16 protein-coding genes are annotated in these 17,549 nt (G+C 49.0%); all 16 read right to left on the reverse strand.

Features of this window, described 5'->3' with window-relative positions:
- Positions 1–36 precede the first annotated feature (36 nt).
- The gene (locus ACWXW9_RS24145; protein ID WP_494931513.1) at positions 37–1,068 is read right to left on the reverse strand and encodes an ABC transporter ATP-binding protein; all 1,032 of its coding nucleotides are present in this window, start codon (positions 1,066–1,068) and stop codon (positions 37–39) included.
- A gap of 28 nt (positions 1,069–1,096) precedes the next feature.
- On the reverse strand, positions 1,097–1,921 hold the full coding sequence (locus ACWXW9_RS24150; RefSeq protein WP_149096164.1) for an ABC transporter permease: 825 nt from the start codon (positions 1,919–1,921) through the stop codon (positions 1,097–1,099).
- Positions 1,922–2,165: 244 nt separating this feature from the next.
- Positions 2,166–3,452: an adenylosuccinate synthase gene (locus ACWXW9_RS24155; RefSeq protein WP_494931514.1), complete on the reverse strand. Its 1,287-nt coding sequence runs from the start codon at positions 3,450–3,452 to the stop codon at positions 2,166–2,168.
- 379 nt (positions 3,453–3,831) lie between these two features.
- A complete protein-coding gene (gene dnaB / locus ACWXW9_RS24160) occupies positions 3,832–5,190 on the reverse strand; it encodes a replicative DNA helicase (RefSeq protein WP_014278975.1) in 1,359 nt (452 codons plus the stop codon).
- A 2-nt stretch (positions 5,191–5,192) separates the two neighbouring features.
- Positions 5,193–5,636, reverse strand: a complete 444-nt coding sequence (rplI, locus tag ACWXW9_RS24165; protein ID WP_014278976.1) for a 50S ribosomal protein L9 — start codon at positions 5,634–5,636, stop codon at positions 5,193–5,195.
- Entirely contained in the window at positions 5,633–7,621 is a 1,989-nt protein-coding gene (locus tag ACWXW9_RS24170; RefSeq protein WP_494931515.1) for a DHH family phosphoesterase, read from the reverse strand. Before ACWXW9_RS24170 ends, rplI begins: the two co-directional genes overlap by 4 nt.
- Before the next feature lie 11 nt (positions 7,622–7,632).
- A complete protein-coding gene (locus ACWXW9_RS24175) occupies positions 7,633–8,550 on the reverse strand; it encodes a DUF2232 domain-containing protein (protein ID WP_494931516.1) in 918 nt (305 codons plus the stop codon).
- Between the two features lie 5 nt (positions 8,551–8,555).
- On the reverse strand, positions 8,556–8,858 hold the full coding sequence (locus ACWXW9_RS24180) for a MazG-like family protein (RefSeq protein WP_494931517.1): 303 nt from the start codon (positions 8,856–8,858) through the stop codon (positions 8,556–8,558).
- Positions 8,859–8,979: 121 nt separating this feature from the next.
- Positions 8,980–9,408, reverse strand: coding sequence for a CBS domain-containing protein (locus ACWXW9_RS24185; RefSeq protein ID WP_137060958.1), 429 nt, complete (start codon positions 9,406–9,408; stop codon positions 8,980–8,982).
- A gap of 46 nt (positions 9,409–9,454) precedes the next feature.
- Positions 9,455–10,513, reverse strand: coding sequence for an LCP family protein (locus ACWXW9_RS24190; RefSeq protein WP_494931518.1), 1,059 nt, complete (start codon positions 10,511–10,513; stop codon positions 9,455–9,457).
- A 244-nt stretch (positions 10,514–10,757) separates the two neighbouring features.
- Positions 10,758–11,699, reverse strand: coding sequence for a D-alanyl-D-alanine carboxypeptidase family protein (locus tag ACWXW9_RS24195; RefSeq protein ID WP_494931519.1), 942 nt, complete (start codon positions 11,697–11,699; stop codon positions 10,758–10,760).
- Between the two features lie 179 nt (positions 11,700–11,878).
- Positions 11,879–12,844, reverse strand: coding sequence for an ABC transporter ATP-binding protein (locus ACWXW9_RS24200; protein ID WP_134911778.1), 966 nt, complete (start codon positions 12,842–12,844; stop codon positions 11,879–11,881).
- Positions 12,841–13,824, reverse strand: coding sequence for an ABC transporter ATP-binding protein (locus ACWXW9_RS24205; protein ID WP_494931520.1), 984 nt, complete (start codon positions 13,822–13,824; stop codon positions 12,841–12,843). The genes ACWXW9_RS24200 and ACWXW9_RS24205 overlap by 4 nt, the downstream gene beginning before the upstream one ends.
- Positions 13,825–13,837: 13 nt before the next feature.
- A complete protein-coding gene (opp4C, locus tag ACWXW9_RS24210) occupies positions 13,838–14,761 on the reverse strand; it encodes an oligopeptide ABC transporter permease (RefSeq protein WP_494931521.1) in 924 nt (307 codons plus the stop codon).
- Between the two features lie 11 nt (positions 14,762–14,772).
- Positions 14,773–15,735 (reverse strand): ABC transporter permease, encoded by a 963-nt coding sequence (locus tag ACWXW9_RS24215; protein WP_149096159.1) that lies wholly within the window; start codon positions 15,733–15,735, stop codon positions 14,773–14,775.
- Positions 15,736–15,806: 71 nt separating this feature from the next.
- Complete coding sequence (locus tag ACWXW9_RS24220; RefSeq protein ID WP_494931522.1) at positions 15,807–17,540, reverse strand: ABC transporter substrate-binding protein; 1,734 nt, start codon at positions 17,538–17,540, stop codon at positions 15,807–15,809.
- Positions 17,541–17,549: the final 9 nt, after the last annotated feature.

Consider the following 17,549-nt stretch of genomic DNA (forward strand, 5'->3'; position numbering starts at 1 on the left):
GGACATTGATGCGATGTAGAGGTTGATCGTGAATCTTCACTGTGCTGCTGGAAAAGTAACAATTTTACTGAAGCTGAATCTGATTTGCTCTCCACTGCGCAGCTCGGCCGCCCGTTCACGCGGCACAAACATTTTCAGATGATCGGTACCGCTATCCAGCGAAACCTCCGCATAATGCCCGAGAATCATCACTTGTCTGATCGTTCCGGCTAGAGAGCCGTTTTCTTCCGTCGTCAGAACAATATCCTCTGGCCTTACACCAACCATGGATTCACCGCTGTATTCATGCTCCTGCGCAAACGCAATTCCGCTCACGGACACACTGCGACCTGTACTCACCCCCTTTAATAAATTGATCCGGCCAATAAAGCCTGCTACAAAAAGCGATTGTGGCTTGTCATAAATCTCCTGCGGCGACGAGAGCTGCTCAATGCGTCCCGCATTCATAACGACGATCCGGTCGGAAATGGACAGTGCCTCCTCCTGATCGTGGGTGACGAACACCATAGTCATTCCTGTCTGGGTCTGGATGTCACGCAGTTCTTCCCTCATCTCCATGCGCAGCTTGGCATCGAGCGCGGAAAAAGGCTCGTCCAGCAGCAATACATCCGGCTTTAGCAGCAGAGCCCGAGCGAGCGCTACCCGCTGCTGCTGACCGCCCGAGAGCTGCCCCGGCGTTTTACGCTCTGCTGTCTCCAGCCGAACCAGCGCCAGCGCTTCCTTTACCTGACGGTCGATTTCCGCCTTTTTCACCTTGCGAATCTTCAAACCGAAAGCCAGGTTGTCATACACCGTCATATGCGGCCACAAATTATAGCTTTGGAACACCATAGCGGTCGGGCGTTTTTCGGGTGGCAGCTTGAGCACGCTTTTACCCTGAATCTGAATGTCGCCACTGTCCGGGTCCAAAAAGCCGCCAATGGAGCGAAGCACGGTTGTTTTACCACAGCCGGAGGGACCAAGTAGCGTTACAAGTTCCCCTTTCATTACGTCAAGTGAAATGCCCTTGACCCCGTCTCCCGTCTTAAAGCGTTTGGTTAACTCACGAATGGATAATTGAATGGACATTAGCTTTGGCTCCTTTTTACCAATTGCGTTATTTCACCTGGAATCCCCCAGCCAGCACGTCCGCACTTACGAAACGCCTTGCAGCAAGCAGCAAGATTACCGTGGGCAGGGTCAGAATGACGGAGAATACAGCACCCGTGGTGCTTGGATAATCCGCAATAATGGAATACATGATGACGGGCATCGTTTTATAGTCCGGTGTCCCGACGAGCAGCGTTCCCTGCGCCTCATCTAATGAAGCGAGAAATGTAAAGATGGAAGCGACCACAATGCCGGGCAACGCCATGGGGAACGTAATTTTCCAGAAAACCCGTAGCGGTCCCGCCCCGGCATCCCGGGCAGATTCCTCTTGAGCACGATGGACGCTGCGGAACGCAGAGGAAGGAATCCAGGTCATGTACATCAGCGTGTTCACCATGTGGATCAATACAATGCCCGTAAAGGTGTTCATCAGCCCAAATTTGTAGAACAACACCGCGATGGACACGTACAGCCCCATTTTCGGAAAAGCATGCGTGAGCAAAAATGAAAACAAAAACCACTTGCTAAGCGGAAACGAAATCCGCGCAAAGGCGTAGGCAGCGGGAACACATACGATAATCGAGCACACGGTAACCGTAATGGCGATCAGGAAGGATAGAGATATGGAGCTGAGCACATCATCCTGGGTCAATACAAACTTCCACCATTCCAGTGACAAGCTCTGTGGCAGCGGTGCAGGATACTGCCATTTTCCCGAAACCGCCAGCAGCAACAGATTGGTCAGAGGCCCCAGGAAAAAAATGACGAAAATAACGAGCACGATGAACTCCACAATTTTGCGTGTGCCAAGTGAGCGAAGATACCAGTTCATAATTCATCCCTCTCAAGACGTCTAGACGTCCGAATCTCTTTCTATCTGGATTATAGAGAGGGTTTGTTATCACAAATCGACATGGACGATAAGATTTTGTAAAGGGGAGGGAAATCAGAGGAACGCTTTTTACATAAAAAAAGGAGAGGGGGGCTTTTAACAGCCTCTCTCTCCTTGGTCGTGCAGGAATAGCTATACAATTAAATAGGCATAACGCCTTAACAGATAAAACGATTCCGCTGGTTTACAGGTAAATCGGAAGCACTTGGTTCGTTTGGTCACGGTTACGACCAACAGAGAAGATCGCAATTGGAATACCTGTCAGCTCGGATACGCGTTGTACGTAATTACGAGTAGTCTCAGGCAATTCCTCCAGCGTTTTCACGCCAGTAATGTCTTCGCTCCAGCCTGGCATTTCTTCGTAAACAGCCTCGCACTCCGCCAGCATTTTCAAACTAGCCGGATAATGCGTAATCACCTCACCGCGATATTTGTAGCCTGTGCAAATTTTCACCGTTTTCAGACCTGTCAATACGTCCAGCGAGTTCAAGGACAAACCTGTAAGTCCGCTGACACGACGGGCATGACGTACAACCACACTATCAAACCAGCCAACACGACGAGCACGACCTGTAACGGTACCATACTCATGACCTGTTTCACGGATGTAATCGCCGATTTCATCATTCAGTTCCGTTGGGAATGGACCGTCACCGACACGAGTTGTGTACGATTTGGCTACACCAATGACCTGTTGGATCTTGGACGGGCCTACACCGGAACCGATACATACGCCGCCAGCCGATGGGTTCGAGGACGTAACGTACGGATACGTACCTTGGTCGATATCGAGCATAACGCCTTGCGCGCCCTCGAACAGTACCTTTTGATTCGCATCAATCGCATCATTCAGCACAACAGACGTATCCCCTACATAAGGACGAACAAATTCTGCATACTCCAGGTATTGTTTCAGTATGTCTTCCACATTCAACGGCTCGCCGCCGTATACCTGTTCGATCACTTGATTCTTTTCCTTCACTTGAAGGCGCAGCTTCGTTTCGAATTCCTCTGCATCCAGCAGATCAGCAATACGAATACCGTTACGAGCAGCTTTATCCATATAAGCAGGGCCGATCCCTTTACGCGTAGTACCGATTTGGTTAGGTCCTTTGCGGTCTTCTTCCAGCACATCCAACGTTATGTGGTATGGCATAATAACATGTGCACGGTCACTAATGACCAGATTTTTCGTAGAGAAGCCATTATCGTGAATGTAAGTAATTTCTTCAATAAGAGCGGCCGGATTAACTACCATGCCGTTGCCAATGACACACTTTTTATCTTCATAAAAAACGCCGGATGGAATCAGGCTCAGCTTGTACTTTTTACCGTCAATGAGAATCGTATGACCAGCATTGTTTCCGCCTTGGTAACGGGCCACTACTTCAGCGCTTTCCGCCAGATAGTCCGTAATTTTACCTTTGCCTTCGTCTCCCCATTGTGTTCCCACAACGACTACAGTTGACATGTTTCATTCCTCCGTGGAGTGCCCACAGACACTCTGATTTTGAGCTGACGCGCTGCGCATATCCGATTTCAACCGCCTGAGCGGACAGATAGGGAGCGTTCTCGGACAGCAGGAAAAAACGTCCGTCGCAGACATTCCGTAGGTACGGAAAGCCCCGGGCGTAATGATCTCCCCACTGCGTTGAAGCAGCACTATAAGTGTAACAGCACCATTTTTCAAAGTCAAATAAAAAGCGAACATTATATCACATGAAAATAGTAATGTTCGTAATTGAGAGTTTCGGCCCTTATATAAAAACTTATGAATATCGCATGTAAAAGGCCCCTTCGACATTGCAAGAACCGCGTCGAAAGAGCCTTTTTTCAAATATATCATTCCGTTATCCAGCGAACGCATCCGAATGGGCACGCTCGTAATTGGCGAATTTATTATAATTTTTGAGAAACACCAGCTCTACCGTACCGACCGGGCCGTTACGTTGCTTGGCAATGATAATCTCAATAATATTTTTCTTTTCCGTTTCCTGATTGTAGTAATCATCCCGGTACAGAAACGCGACGATATCAGCATCCTGCTCAATGGAACCGGATTCCCGCAAGTCACTCATCATCGGACGCTTGTCCTGACGCTGCTCCACACCCCGGCTCAACTGGGAAAGGGCGATTACAGGCACTTCCAGCTCACGGGCAATTTGCTTCAAGGTCCGTGAAATTTCGGATACCTCCTGCTGCCGGTTCTCGCCCGACTTCCCGCGCCCATGAATGAGCTGCAAGTAGTCGATCACGATCATACCCAGTCCCTTTTCCGTCTTGAGACGGCGGCACTTGGCACGGATATCCGCAACCGTAATACCCGGCGTATCGTCAATATAGATTTCAGCCTCCGACAAGGCTGCAATGCCCATCGTCAGCTTCGCCCAATCGTCGTCGCCTTTAAAATCACCTGTCCGCATGACGTTCGCGTCCAGATTGGCCTCGGCGCAGATCATCCGCTGTACGAGCTGGGCAGCCGACATTTCCAGACTGAAGATAGCTACCGTCTCCTTCGCCCGAACTGCAACGTTTTGCGCAATATTCAGGGCGAATGCCGTCTTACCTACGGAAGGACGAGCTGCCACAATGATCAAATCATTGCGCTGGAAACCCGCTGTCATCTTGTCCAAATCAACAAAGCCAGACGGAATCCCGGTCGTATTACCCTTGTTCTGGTGCAGCAATTCGACCCGGTCGAACACTTCCATCACGACATCGCGGATGGCAATAAAACCGCTGCCTGAACGCCCGTTGGATATCTCCATAATCTTGCGCTCGGCATCGCTCAGCATACCGGCGACATCTTCGCCACCGCTATAGCCTTCGCTCACAATCTGCGTAGCTGCACGAATCAATCGGCGGAGCATCGCCTTTTCTTCAATAATCTGAGCGTAGTAATCCACGTTAGCTGCTGTCGGCACCCCGTGAGCCAGCTTCGCCAGATAGCTGACGCCCCCGATATCCTCCAACTGACCCTTGTCCTGAATTTTCGAGGTCAGGGTAACCAAGTCTATCGGCTGTCCGGATTCACCCAGCTCAATCATCGCTTCGTAAATCATCTGGTGAGCCTTATCGTAAAAATCCTCGGTCTGCACCCGCTCCATCGCTGTAATCAGTGCTTCGGACTGGAGCAAAATGGACCCGATAACCGCCTGTTCTGCCTCCAGGTTTTGCGGAGGAATCCGATCGAAAAATTCGCCGCCCATAATTATTCTTCGGTCACCTGTACCTTCAGCGTAGCTTTGACCTCAGGATGAAGCTTAACGGTCATTTGAGTCACGCCCAACGTACGAATCGGTTCTTCCAGCTCGATTTTGCGTTTGTCCAGCTTAATCCCCGTTGCAGCGACCGCTTCCGCGATTTGCTTGCTTGTAATCGCGCCAAACAGTCGACCGCCTTCACCAGCTTTTGCTTTAAGCTGAACAGTTGTGGATTCCAGCTTTTTACCGAGTGCCTGCGCCTCTTCCTTTTCCTCTTGCTTGCGCTTTTCCTCAGCAGCGTTCTGGTTCTCCAGCGTCTTCATATTCCCTTCCGTCGCCGGGCGGGCAATACCACGCGGCAGCAGGAAATTCGCTGCGTAACCGTCCGATACTTCCTTAATTTGACCCTTCTTGCCTTGGCCCTTCATATCTTTAATAAAAATCACTCTCATTCAAATAACCCCTCTTCCCCATCAATTTCGGCCAGCACGTCGACCACTCTGCGTTTGGCTTCCTCCAGCGGACAATCCAGCTGAACCGCCGCATTCGTCAGATGTCCTCCGCCGCCTAGCCGTTCCATGACGACCTGTACGTTCATGCGTCCGAGTGAACGGGCGCTGATCCCCACCAGGCCGTCAGGACGTTCACTGACCACAAAGGAGGCCAGTACATCCGTCATATTGAGTAATGAATCCGCCACCTGAGCAATCAGGAGCTGCGGTATCTTCTGTCCGGGCTCTGTCACCGCAAGCGCGATGTGCCCATATATCATTTTAGCATGCTTAATAATTTCCGCCTTAGCAATATATTCATCCAGGTCCTCTTTTAACATGCGCTGGATCATGACTGTATCCGCCCCGCTACGTCGCAAAAAACCGGCTGCTTCAAACGTACGTGAGCCTGTATGCAGGGAAAAATGCTTGGTATCCACCGTAATCCCCGCAAGCAACGATGTCGCCTCCAGCGGCGTCAGCTGAACCTTCTCATGAATATATTGCAGTAGCTCCGTCACCAACTCACAAGCCGACGACGCGTACGGCTCCAGATAAATCAAAACAGAGTCGTTAATAAACTCCTCGCCCCGACGATGATGGTCTACAACGACCACCCTGCTCGCCGTCTGCACCAATTTCGGCTCAATTGTCATCGAGGCCTTGTGCGTATCCACCACGACCAGCAGGCTATGCTCGGTCATCAGCTGGAGCGACTGCTCCGGCGTCATGAGCGCTGCCGACAGATTCTCGTCCTTGTTCACCTGCTCCATCATCCGGTCGATGGACGGATTGGATTTATCCAGCACGATGTGCGCCTCTACGTTGTAGAGCGCTGCGGCCTTCCATACCCCGATGGCCGCTCCCAGTGCGTCCATGTCCGGTATTTTGTGCCCCATGATCAGCACGCGGTCGCTCTCCTGCATCAGATCACGCAGCGCATGCGCAATGACCCGCGCGCGCACCCGTGTACGCTTTTCGACAGCATTGGACTTGCCGCCGTAAAAAGATAGGCGCTGTCCGGCCTTCACCGCCGCCTGGTCGCCACCCCGTCCGAGCGCCATATCCAGACTGGACTGAGCCAGCTCGCCCAGCTCCTTGATGCTCTCCGCGCCGAAGGACAAGCCGATGCTCAGTGTCATCGGCACCTTCAAATCGGCCGTCATTTCCCGTACCGTATCCAGAATGACGAATCGGCTTTGCTCCAGCTCCTGAAGCGCCTTGTGATTCAGCATGATGAGATAACGCTCGGATGACAAACGACGCAAATAAATATTGTACTGGTTCGCCCATGATGTAATCTCGCTCGACACCTTCGCAATAAGCGCAGTCCGCTGCTGATCGTCCATTCCCTGAGCGGCTTCATCCATATTATCAAGCATAACGATGCCGAGCGCCAGCCGCTCGTTCTCATACTGCTTGCGCAGCACCGCCAACTCCGTTACTTCATACAAATAAATCAGACGCTCATCCAGCACGATAAGGAACTGATAGTAGCGCTCATCATGCTGTAGCTCCACCTTTAGCTCACGAACCGGCTCCTTCGTCTCCTTTTTGGCGCCCAAAGCTCCTGCCAGTTGAGGAAAGAGGTCCTGAAGCGGCTCGCCTATCAGCGACTGGTCCTCGAACATTTCCCCTGCGAACCGATTGTGCCATTCCACCGTTCGATTTTCACTGTATAAAATGATGCCAAACGGCAGTGAGCTGATCGCTTCCCCTTCCACTCGCTTGATGCGAAAGGAAAGGCCGCTGATATATTGATTCAGTTCCCGACGGAAATCCAATTCCGTCTTCAGCATCAGCCCGCCGAGCAAGAATGACAGCAGCAGTCCCATCACACCCAGTTCCCAGTTATACATGGAAATACATATGACAAGCACCAGCAGCAGTAAAAACGCCCAGACGGTATGATAGCCGTGCCAGCGTTTTTGTAGAAATTTAGGCATGACTGTTCACCCTATTTCTTTGATCTTGTAATAGCTTCACGCAGCGGAAAGGCCAAATCAATAATACCGATAATGCGGAGCGGCTGGAACACCAGAACGACGAGCGACAGCAGCAACGCGATCACCGGGCTCATTTTACGACTATGCGTCCAGAAGTAAATAAAGCCAATCGTCTGGATAATAAAACACGCATGGATCAGCGGCAACATACTAACAGAAACCGCCTGAACCCAACTGCTGTCAGAGGACATGGCCATCCACTCAAACACAATCGCCAGCAGGTAATACCAGATGAGCGCGCGTGGCAGCCTCCATTCTCGGGCAGGCTTCATTTTGCGCACAGGCACATCAAGGCTGCTCAATGCCGGACGCGCCAGAGCGTGTGTGATCACAGCCAGTAAAAACGAGGTCAGGATCAGCACATATGGAACTTTGCCGATCATCATCGTACCGAGTCTCTGTGTATCTTCTGCTGTCCAATTCATGCCCGGAAGCATCGGATTGCCATTTAAGATTTGCTGTACCAGATTTGCCGATATAGCAGCCTGATCACGAAGATACTGCGAAAGATCAAACCCGAGGGCATACGTAGCAATGAGTAGCACAACCAACAACTCGGCTAAAATCACACCCATTCCGGTCATCAACGCCTGAAAAGCAGGGGCTCCCTTTTTATATACCCGTCCCATCAACAATGCGGGGATCAGAAAATAAATCGCGGGAAGCAGTAAATATACATCTTGTAGCGCTATAATCAACAGCACCGGTATCACATGAATCAGAAATCCTTTGAAAGGCAGCGATGAAAACAATACAACGCCAGGCACAATCAGCAAAAATACGGTAAAGATTCTTAAGGGTGTCAATAGAGACAGCAGCAGAAGCAAATAAATAACGCTCCATGCTACAGTTGCCAAGCGGAATTTCAAAGTTTTCACCTCTTACGCATATGTTCTTCCAGTGCGGAAATGTCCTGATACCAATCCTCTAGCTGGTGTCCTTCTTTTCTGTGCTTTCTTAGCTTGTCGATGATGAGATCATCCAATTCACGGTAAGACACCCCAAGGCGTCTTCCCAAAATATAACTGCTCATCATCAGACTCGCCAGACAATCGCCAATGCGGGCTGTACTGCCTTCCCACATCGCTTTAAACAGACGGGATACCTGGTCAAGTACCTCTGTTTTGAGCCATTCAATCACCTTGGCCCGCTTAACTACATCCAGTTCTTTAGGCATATGATGAAGAGTCACACCCCTCTGAAAAAGCTTTATTCTCCATTATAGCATATCCTATTCTGAAAATAACTGTTACCCCATAGGGTAAATTGTTATTTTCAGAGCAGCTACGCTGCTTGCTTTAAGATGACGAGTTAAGTGATTCCCTCGACACGAATTTTTCACAATATTCAATAATCTGGCTACGGCGGACAATGCCGATAAACCGTTCCATATCATCCACAACAGGAACAAAGTTCTGCACCTTAGCCAAATTAATTAGATCCTCCATATTGGCATCAATGGACACCGGCTTTATCGAAACCCGAAGCGGGACGTCCTTGAGCATAAACTTCGAAGCGTTTTCAAAGGTGATCTTCCCCTCAGATTCTTTCATATGCCACAGCAGATCACCCTCTGTAACCGTGCCGGTATATCTACCTTCCTTATCCAAAATCGGAACCGCCGTAAAACGGTGATACTCCATTCGCTCCAACGTTTGCCGTAAAGTAGCATCCGCCATTACAAAAGCAACCTCTTGTTTGGGAAGCAAGAAAAAAGCGATATTCATGAGAAACGAATCCCCCTCAAGATCAATTGTAAAATCAAATGATTACTCACTGAATGTCCTGCTTGTCGGGAAGCTTCAGCGTCTGCGGGGTTGTGCCGGAATCCAGCCAGTTTGCGATCATGAGTCTGGCGTATTCGAGTTCCTGTTCATTGGCCCGGTCATAATACAGGCCCTTCTTCTTGAAACCTTCCCCCGTAATCGTAAAGCTCGAAATTTGTGGTTGACCCTGCGAAATGGCCTGCTTCCCAAGCCCTGTAATAAAAGTAGGCTCCATATCCGTCTTGAAATTGGCTCCCATAATATCGAGCAGCTCCGGAAGCTTGGAAATCCCGTTGATATTCAGCAGCTTATCTGCCATTGCATTCAGAAAAATTTGCTGCCGTTTGGTACGGTTAAAGTCGCTGTCTTCCCTATATCTAACATAATACATCGCTTCTTCACCATTATAAAGCGGCTTGCCCGCCTCGATGCGGAACTTGATATGCAGCGGATTTTTATTCTCAATCGGCTTATCAATGGGAAGCTCAACCCCGCCCACCGCATTTACAGCATCCTGAATACCCTGAAAATTAATCGTAGCATAATAATCGGCCTTATGCTCCATCAGCTTCTCTACCGTAGCTATGGACATATCCTCGCCTCCGAACGCATAAGCATGGCCCAACTTATCAAAATCATCCTCACCGTCATGATTTGGATCATGTCCGACAATCTGGACATACGTATCCCTTGGAAGGGAAACCAGAAGCACACGCGATTCCGCAGGCCGTACAGCCGCATAAATAACCGTATCCGAGCGGCCACGCGCCTTCTCGTTCGGCCTTTGGTCCGTACCGAGCAGCAGCACCGAAAACGGCTCTTTCCGATAAGCAACCGGCTCCGACTGCTTCTGTCCCTCCGATTGGCGCGGCTGAAAGGACTTCTCCAGCTTGCTCTCCAACGTCGGAGATACGAACCAGTCAAAGGCCACCAGCGTTAGCTGTTGACGGAACAGATATCCTCCCACCGCAATCAGAAACAAAACAATACATGAAATATATAGAGCGGTAAACCCTTTTTTCTTCTTAGGCTTGCCGCCTGTCCTTCTCCTATGTCTTCTCTCCATAACAGGTTCCTTCCTTCTTCACTTCAATAAATCCCATCTCTTCATTAAACCGAATCCGGCCCTTATGAAGCGGAAACTTCCCCCCACAGCATAAAAGGTCTGCTACCTTGTTGTCAAAAGTACCATGTCGTAGCCAGCCCCTCGCCACCACATTCACGCCAAAAAAGGCTTCGCCCTCACGGTCAAAGCCTTGCTTGATGTTTATAGCCCGTATCCTATGTAGCTTTTAAAGTCGTTCCTTACCTTAGCGCGAAGTCAGCTTCACCAAATTTTGCAGCCGTACCGGGAAAGAGGTAGATAGAGCGAAACCATAGTCGAACAGCTTCCGTGTCTGCTCGAAGCGTTCCTCCTTGCTCGGCGCCCCCAGCACCACAGCTACCAGCCTTCTGCCATGCTGTTCGGCTGTGCCGGTGAAGCAATATCCCGCATCGCTGGTGTATCCCGCTTTCAGCCCATCCGTTCCTGCGTAAGAGTAGGGTCCCGCCAAGGAAAGCAGCATCCAGTTCGTATTACTAATATAGATGCCCTTATCCTTCAATTCCATCTGCGTACGGCTGGACGTTCTCAAAATCTCCGGATGCGACGTTATCAGGTAGGAGGCCAGCTTCGCCGTATCGCTTGCCGTCATTTGCGTTTCTCCCCGAATATTCTCAGGATGGTTAGGACCCAGCTCACTCTGCCCCGCTCCTGATGCATTGCTAAATCGGCTGTAGGACGTCAATCCAATCTTAGCCGCCTTGTCGTTCATACGCTTCACAAAAGCCGGTTCATTGCCCGCCGAGCGCTCCGCCAGTGCCACAGCCGCGTCATTAGCCGAATACACAACCATGCTCTGGAACAGTTCGGACACCGTCAGCCTTTCACCATATCGGAGTGACAGATTCACACCACCTACCGTACTTGCGTAACGGCTGATTTTCACTTCATCATTCCAGCCTAACCGCCCGGCACGAATATCCTCCAGCACCAGCAGCTCGGTCATGAGCTTGGACATATTTGCGGAAGGCATAGGCGTATCGCCATTCACATCCATCAACAATTCTCCCGTCTGCATGTCCATCAGTACCGCAGCTCCTGCGTGTACATCTGGCTTTCCGACCAGCAGTCGGGGTCCAAGTGTAATAAAAATCAATATAATAAGTACTGGGACCACAATAGCCCAACGTAACCAGTATTTTTTCATCATCGTAATAACCCCCATACTTTATTAGACGATGAAAAATCCATTTTGTCTGCAACTTTTCGAAAAAAAGATGCAATTTTTTTTGCTTTTTCCACTCCACAGCAAAAAATCCGCCATTTCCTGCTTGCAGGCTGACAGATTTTTATAAGTCGAATGATTCAAAAAGGCTTTCTACTATGTTTCTAGGCAAAATGACAGGCCACATAATGCTGATCGCCTGCATCCCGATACGCCGGAATTTCCGTTTTACAACGGGCCTCCGCCATAGGACAGCGCGTATGGAACTTGCAGCCTGACGGCGGATTCGCCGGGGAAGGAATGTCCCCTTTTAGCACAATCCGTTGTCTCTTGATCGTAGGATCGGGAATGGGAACCGCCGACAGCAACGCCTTCGTATACGGATGAAGCGGATTTCGGAACAGCTCTTCCTTGGAAGTCAGCTCCACCATCGAGCCCAGATACATCACACCGATGCGGCTGCACAGATGCTCAACCACACTTAGATCATGCGAAATGAACAGATACGTCAACTGCCGTTCCTGCTGCAAATCACTTAACAAGTTAATAATCTGAGCCTGAATAGACACATCGAGTGCAGATACCGGCTCGTCAGCCACGATAAAATCAGGATTCAAAATCAAAGCCCGTGCAATCCCGATCCGCTGTCGCTGACCGCCGGAGAACTCATGCGGATACCGATCATAGTGATAAGCAGATAATCCGCAGATATCCAGCGTCTCGTTAACCTTTTTCCGCAGCTTACTATGTTCAATCAATCCGTGATCCAGCAGTGCTTCCCCGATGGCTTCACCCACCTTAATTCTCGGATTCAATGAGCTAAAAGGGTCCTGAAATACAATTTGCAGCTTCGGACGAAGCGCACGGATCTGCTCCTTGCTTAACGCATGCAAGTCCTCTCCCTTGTATCGCACTGATCCCTCGGTCTTATCCATCAGCCTGAGAATCGTACGCCCAATCGTGCTTTTGCCGCAACCGGATTCTCCTACCAGACCAAAGGACTCTCCCTTATGGATGTTAAAAGATACATCATCGACCGCTTTCACATGCCCCACGGTACGCTGAAAAATCCCGCCTGTGATCGGGAAATATTTTTTCAGACCTTCCACTTGAATTAAAGGCTCGCTCATCCCCGTTGCCCTCCTTCTTCCTCATATAGCCAGCAGGCAACCTTATGACCGTTCTTCTTTTCGCGCAGGGGAGGGGCCTGATCCTTACAGATCTGCATACAATGCACACACCGATCATGAAAATGACAGTTTTCCTCCAGCTCAATCGGGTTGGGAACCTGACCAGGGATCGAATACAGCCGATCAATCTTCTGATTAATGACGGGCTTCGCCTTCAATAACCCTTGTGTATACGGATGCTGCGGATTCTTGAACAACTCAATGACGGGGGCTTCTTCAATCACATTTCCGGCATACATGACGACCACGTAATCGGCCATTTCCGCCACGACGCCCAGATCATGCGTAATCAGCATAATGGACGTTTTGAGCTTATCCTTCAAATCCCGCATCAGATCGAGGATTTGCGCCTGAATGGTAACATCCAGCGCCGTTGTCGGCTCATCTGCAATGAGCAGCTTAGGATTACAGCTCAATGCAATAGCAATCATGATCCGCTGACGCATACCGCCGCTCAGTTCATGCGGATACGAATGAAATATTTCCTCTGAACGCGAAATCCCCACCAGATTGATCAGCTCAATCGCTCGGGTACGTGCTTCCTTTTTACTCATTAATGTATGCATCAGCAGCGGTTCCGTAATCTGTTCTCCAATAGTAAGCACGGGATTCAGCGAAGACATCGGCTCCTGAAAAATAATTGAAATGTCATTGCCGCGAATTTGCTGCATTTGGCCTTTATTCAGCGTTAACAGGTTTTTGCCCTCAAACCAGATTTCACCATCTGAGGTGTGTGGGGAATCAATCAGCCGCATCATCGTCATGGCTGTTACACTTTTGCCGCAGCCGGATTCGCCTACCACACAGAGCGTTTCACCCTCACGTATTTTAAAACTGACGTCATTGACCGCTTTGACAGTTCCGCTAGAGGTATGAAAGTGGGTTTTCAGGTTACGAAATTCAATCAAAGCATTTTCCATAAACGTTCGTCTCCTACTTCTTCATTTTAGGGTCCAGTGCATCGCGCAAACCGTCGCCAATCAGGTTAATCGCTACAACCGTAATTAAAATACACATTCCCGGTGGAACCCATATCCAAGGCCGCTTGCGGAAGTCGATCAGATTGTTCGCAGCCGAAATCATATTTCCCCACGAAGGTGTGGGCGGCACAACACCGATTCCCAGGTAACTGAGCGCAGACTCCGTTATAATCGCCCCAGCTACCCCGAGCGTAGCCGTAACAATAATCGTAGGAATCGTGTTCGGCAGCAGATGGCGGAATATTTTACGGCGGTCTCTCAAGCCGAGCGCTTCCGTCGCCTGCATGAACTCCTGTTCACGCAACGTAAGAATCTGCCCCCTGACCAGACGGGACAAGCTCGTCCAGCTCAAGACCCCGATAATGAGCATTAGAAAATAAATCCGTTTCGCTGGATCAACCTTCAAATCGGACAGAACGGCACCTAAAATAATCAACAGCGGCAATGTTGGCAATGCCATAAAAATATCGGCAATCCGCATAATGATCGTATCCACGCCTTTACGATAGAATCCTGCCAGTGCTCCCAACGTCGCACCGATCACGACCGAAATAAACGTGGCCACCAACCCCACCGTCAAAGAAATACGGCCAGCCAGCATCGTACGCAGCAAAATATCTCTGCCAAACTTATCTGTACCAAGCCAGTACTGGGCATTCGGGGCTAAATTTTTGTCAGATAGCTTATAATCATCCAGATGATAAGGTGAAATCATCGGTCCAAATACACAAATGATCACCATAAGAATCAATATAATGAGTCCGGCCAAGGCCAAATGGTTCTGGCTAAAACGGCGAACGGCGATTCTCCACGGAGACGCTTCAGGACGGATTGCCGCCTTTGGACTGGTTTCAATCGTGACTGTTTTTGCGGGCAATAGTATCCCTCCTACTTCAAGCGAATTCTTGGATCTGCCATGCCGTACAATACATCCGAGAGCAAATTACCGATGAGCGTAAGGACCGCCAGAAAAATAGTGAAGCCCAGCATAAACGGATAATCCCGCATACTGATCGACTCTAGATAGACCTGCCCCACACCCGGCCACACAAATACCTTTTCCAGAATCATCGCCCCGCCAAATAAAGCCGGAAGCTCAAAGCCAAGCAGCGTGATGGCTGGAATCAGTGCGTTGCGCAGAGCATGCTTGAAAATAACCGTCCGTTCCTTCAAGCCCTTAGCGCGTGCGGTACGAATATAATCCTGACGAATAACCTCCAGCATACCTGTGCGAAAATACCGGGTCAGGCTGCCTGTGCTCAGCATCGTAAGAACGAGCGTTGGCAGGAACATATGCTTGAGAACATCCACGATATAAGCCCATGAGCCCGGCTCCATCCCTGCTGTTGTCATACCGCCAACCGGAAGAATGCCCCATTCCAAAGCAAATATTTTGATCACCAAAAGACCGATAAAGAAGGACGGCAGCGACATACACAAAAATATGAATAGCGTGACAAACTTATCGAATAACGAGTATTGGAACTTGGCTGAAAATACCCCGGCAACAACTGCAATCAGCCAACTAAAAATAAGACTGAAAAAAGCGATAATAAAAGAGTTCCATACATAATTGCCAATGACCTTCGTTACCGGCTGCTTATGCTGTAATGAATCCCCCATATTACCCTTCAACATATTACCCGCCCATATAAAATAGCGTTGGTACTCCGGCTTATCCAACCCGTAGATATGTCGTAGCTGCTGTGCCTTTTCGGCGGTCATATTCGGGTTCTGCTTGGCTGTAATATAATCACCCGGCACCATGGCTGAAATCGCAAATACGATAATGGATATGCCAATGAGTGTGGGGATGAGTTGCAGCAGTCTTCGAATAATATACTGCTTCATAATCATTCCTCCAGACAAATAAAGAAGTGATATGCCCAGCCCGTGAGAGCTGAGCATACGATTGGCAACCCTTATTGAGCGAGCTGAGCGTTATACAGACTGAATTCAAAATCTTTGTATGGTGTAATTTCTAAGCCGGATACACGCCCATTAACTGGCCACATATCTCTGCGCTGATACATAAAGATGGCTGGCAAATCCTTGTTCAGCTCTTGATACAGCTCCTTGTAGATCACTTTACGTTTCTCTTGATCCAATTCCTTTTTACCCGCAATCGTCAGCTCATCGACTCTTTTATTGGAGTAGCCGACATCATTTTGTGACCCGTTCGTAAGGTAAACCGTTGTATCCGGATCAGGTGTCAATCCCCAAGCCGCAAAGAACATATCGAACTTGCCCGTATCCTTTTTATCCATAATGGCATTGAAATCTAGGGTTTCGGAATTCAGCTTAATGCCCAGTTCCTTGTAGTTGTTGGACATAATCGGCAGCAAGGCCTCTACTACTGGATTATCCGCAGTAGCTGAGAAGTTAATGGTAAACTTTTCACCGTTCTTCTCACGGATACCGTCCGCCCCAACCTTCCAGCCAGCCTCATCCAGCAAAGCCTTTGCTTTAGCGGTATCAAACTCATATTTGTTAATGCCTTCATCTGTATAAGACCAAGCTTCTGTAGATTGTGGAATGTTAATGACATTCGCATACGGACCGTACACCCCTTCCACAATCTCCTTCCGGTTCAAACCGATGGTCAGAGCTTGACGTACCTTAGGGTCCTGAAATTTCTTTTCTTTGTGATTAAATGCAATATATCCGTAGCCATTGGTCGGCATAATATTCACGTCCAGGAAGCCCAGAGATTTCAATTCCTCTACGTTATCTTCTGTAACCGTAACATTGTCTATATCGGTTTCACCCGTTTGCAGCATAGACAAGTTGGTTTCTTCTGTTGTCGTTTTGAAAATAACCGATTTTACCTTTGGTGCGCCCTTGAAGTAGTTTGGATTGGCTTCAAGTATGACTTGTTGACCCGGGGAGAAGCTTTTCAACACATACTGCCCGGAGCCGATTGGCTTATTATTAAGCGCCTTGATGCTGTCCATGTTACCCTTTTTGAAACCTTTTCCGTAATAAGCTTCTGGCATGAAGTATTGCTCACCCAAAAAATCCTTTGTATAAGCTGTTGCTTCTGTAACGGTTACCTCTACCGTATTATCATCAATGACCTTGATACCGGAGATATCATTCGCCTTGCCATCGTGATATTCTTTACCGCCTTTAATCTTAAAAGATAAAACATCCGTTTCTCCATCATAATTCGGATCATGCAGTACCTTGAGAACAAAGGCATAATCCTTCACCGTTACTGGCGTTCCGTCGCTATACTTCACACCTGGTTTCAGGTGGAACGTGTATTTCAAGCCATCCTGAGATACATCAATCTTGTCAGCCAAGCTATTTTCATATGTACCATCCGCTTTCACCTGTAAAAAGGAATCAAATACCGTTCTGACTACATATAGATCGTAGGTCGTTTGCCAGAACAACGGATTAAATACCCCTTTAGGTGACGTCATACCTACCACAATGTTATCCTTTCGGTTTGTAGCTCCCGGCGGATTTTGGGTCAGATCACTTGCTTTAATAACACCCTCAGTAACTTGTGGACTGCCTTCTTTTCCCTCTGTTTTATTATCCGTTTTGCCCGGCTGCGCTTCATTAGCACCTCCGCTACATCCTGCAAACAGAACACCAACGATCGTAAGCACCATAAGCAAAGAAACCCATTTCTTCGTTTGCACCATTCTGTTAAT

It is taken from the genome of Paenibacillus sp. LT-B23 (assembly GCF_059417685.1).

What these genes read in the sequence shown, in the direction of transcription:
- ACWXW9_RS24145 (WP_494931513.1), bottom strand. Translation starts at nt 1,068, where the DNA reads ATGTCCATTCAATTATCCATTCGTGAGTTAACCAAACGCTTTAAGACG.
- ACWXW9_RS24150 (WP_149096164.1), bottom strand. Translation starts at nt 1,921, where the DNA reads ATGAACTGGTATCTTCGCTCACTTGGCACACGCAAAATTGTGGAGTTC.
- ACWXW9_RS24155 (WP_494931514.1), bottom strand. Translation starts at nt 3,452, where the DNA reads ATGTCAACTGTAGTCGTTGTGGGAACACAATGGGGAGACGAAGGCAAA.
- dnaB (WP_014278975.1), bottom strand. Translation starts at nt 5,190, where the DNA reads ATGGGCGGCGAATTTTTCGATCGGATTCCTCCGCAAAACCTGGAGGCA.
- rplI (WP_014278976.1), bottom strand. Translation starts at nt 5,636, where the DNA reads ATGAGAGTGATTTTTATTAAAGATATGAAGGGCCAAGGCAAGAAGGGT.
- ACWXW9_RS24170 (WP_494931515.1), bottom strand. Translation starts at nt 7,621, where the DNA reads ATGCCTAAATTTCTACAAAAACGCTGGCACGGCTATCATACCGTCTGG.
- ACWXW9_RS24180 (WP_494931517.1), bottom strand. Translation starts at nt 8,858, where the DNA reads ATGCCTAAAGAACTGGATGTAGTTAAGCGGGCCAAGGTGATTGAATGG.
- ACWXW9_RS24185 (WP_137060958.1), bottom strand. Translation starts at nt 9,408, where the DNA reads ATGAATATCGCTTTTTTCTTGCTTCCCAAACAAGAGGTTGCTTTTGTA.
- ACWXW9_RS24190 (WP_494931518.1), bottom strand. Translation starts at nt 10,513, where the DNA reads ATGGAGAGAAGACATAGGAGAAGGACAGGCGGCAAGCCTAAGAAGAAA.
- ACWXW9_RS24195 (WP_494931519.1), bottom strand. Translation starts at nt 11,699, where the DNA reads ATGATGAAAAAATACTGGTTACGTTGGGCTATTGTGGTCCCAGTACTT.
- ACWXW9_RS24200 (WP_134911778.1), bottom strand. Translation starts at nt 12,844, where the DNA reads ATGAGCGAGCCTTTAATTCAAGTGGAAGGTCTGAAAAAATATTTCCCG.
- ACWXW9_RS24205 (WP_494931520.1), bottom strand. Translation starts at nt 13,824, where the DNA reads ATGGAAAATGCTTTGATTGAATTTCGTAACCTGAAAACCCACTTTCAT.
- ACWXW9_RS24215 (WP_149096159.1), bottom strand. Translation starts at nt 15,735, where the DNA reads ATGAAGCAGTATATTATTCGAAGACTGCTGCAACTCATCCCCACACTC.
- ACWXW9_RS24220 (WP_494931522.1), bottom strand. Translation starts at nt 17,540, where the DNA reads ATGGTGCAAACGAAGAAATGGGTTTCTTTGCTTATGGTGCTTACGATC.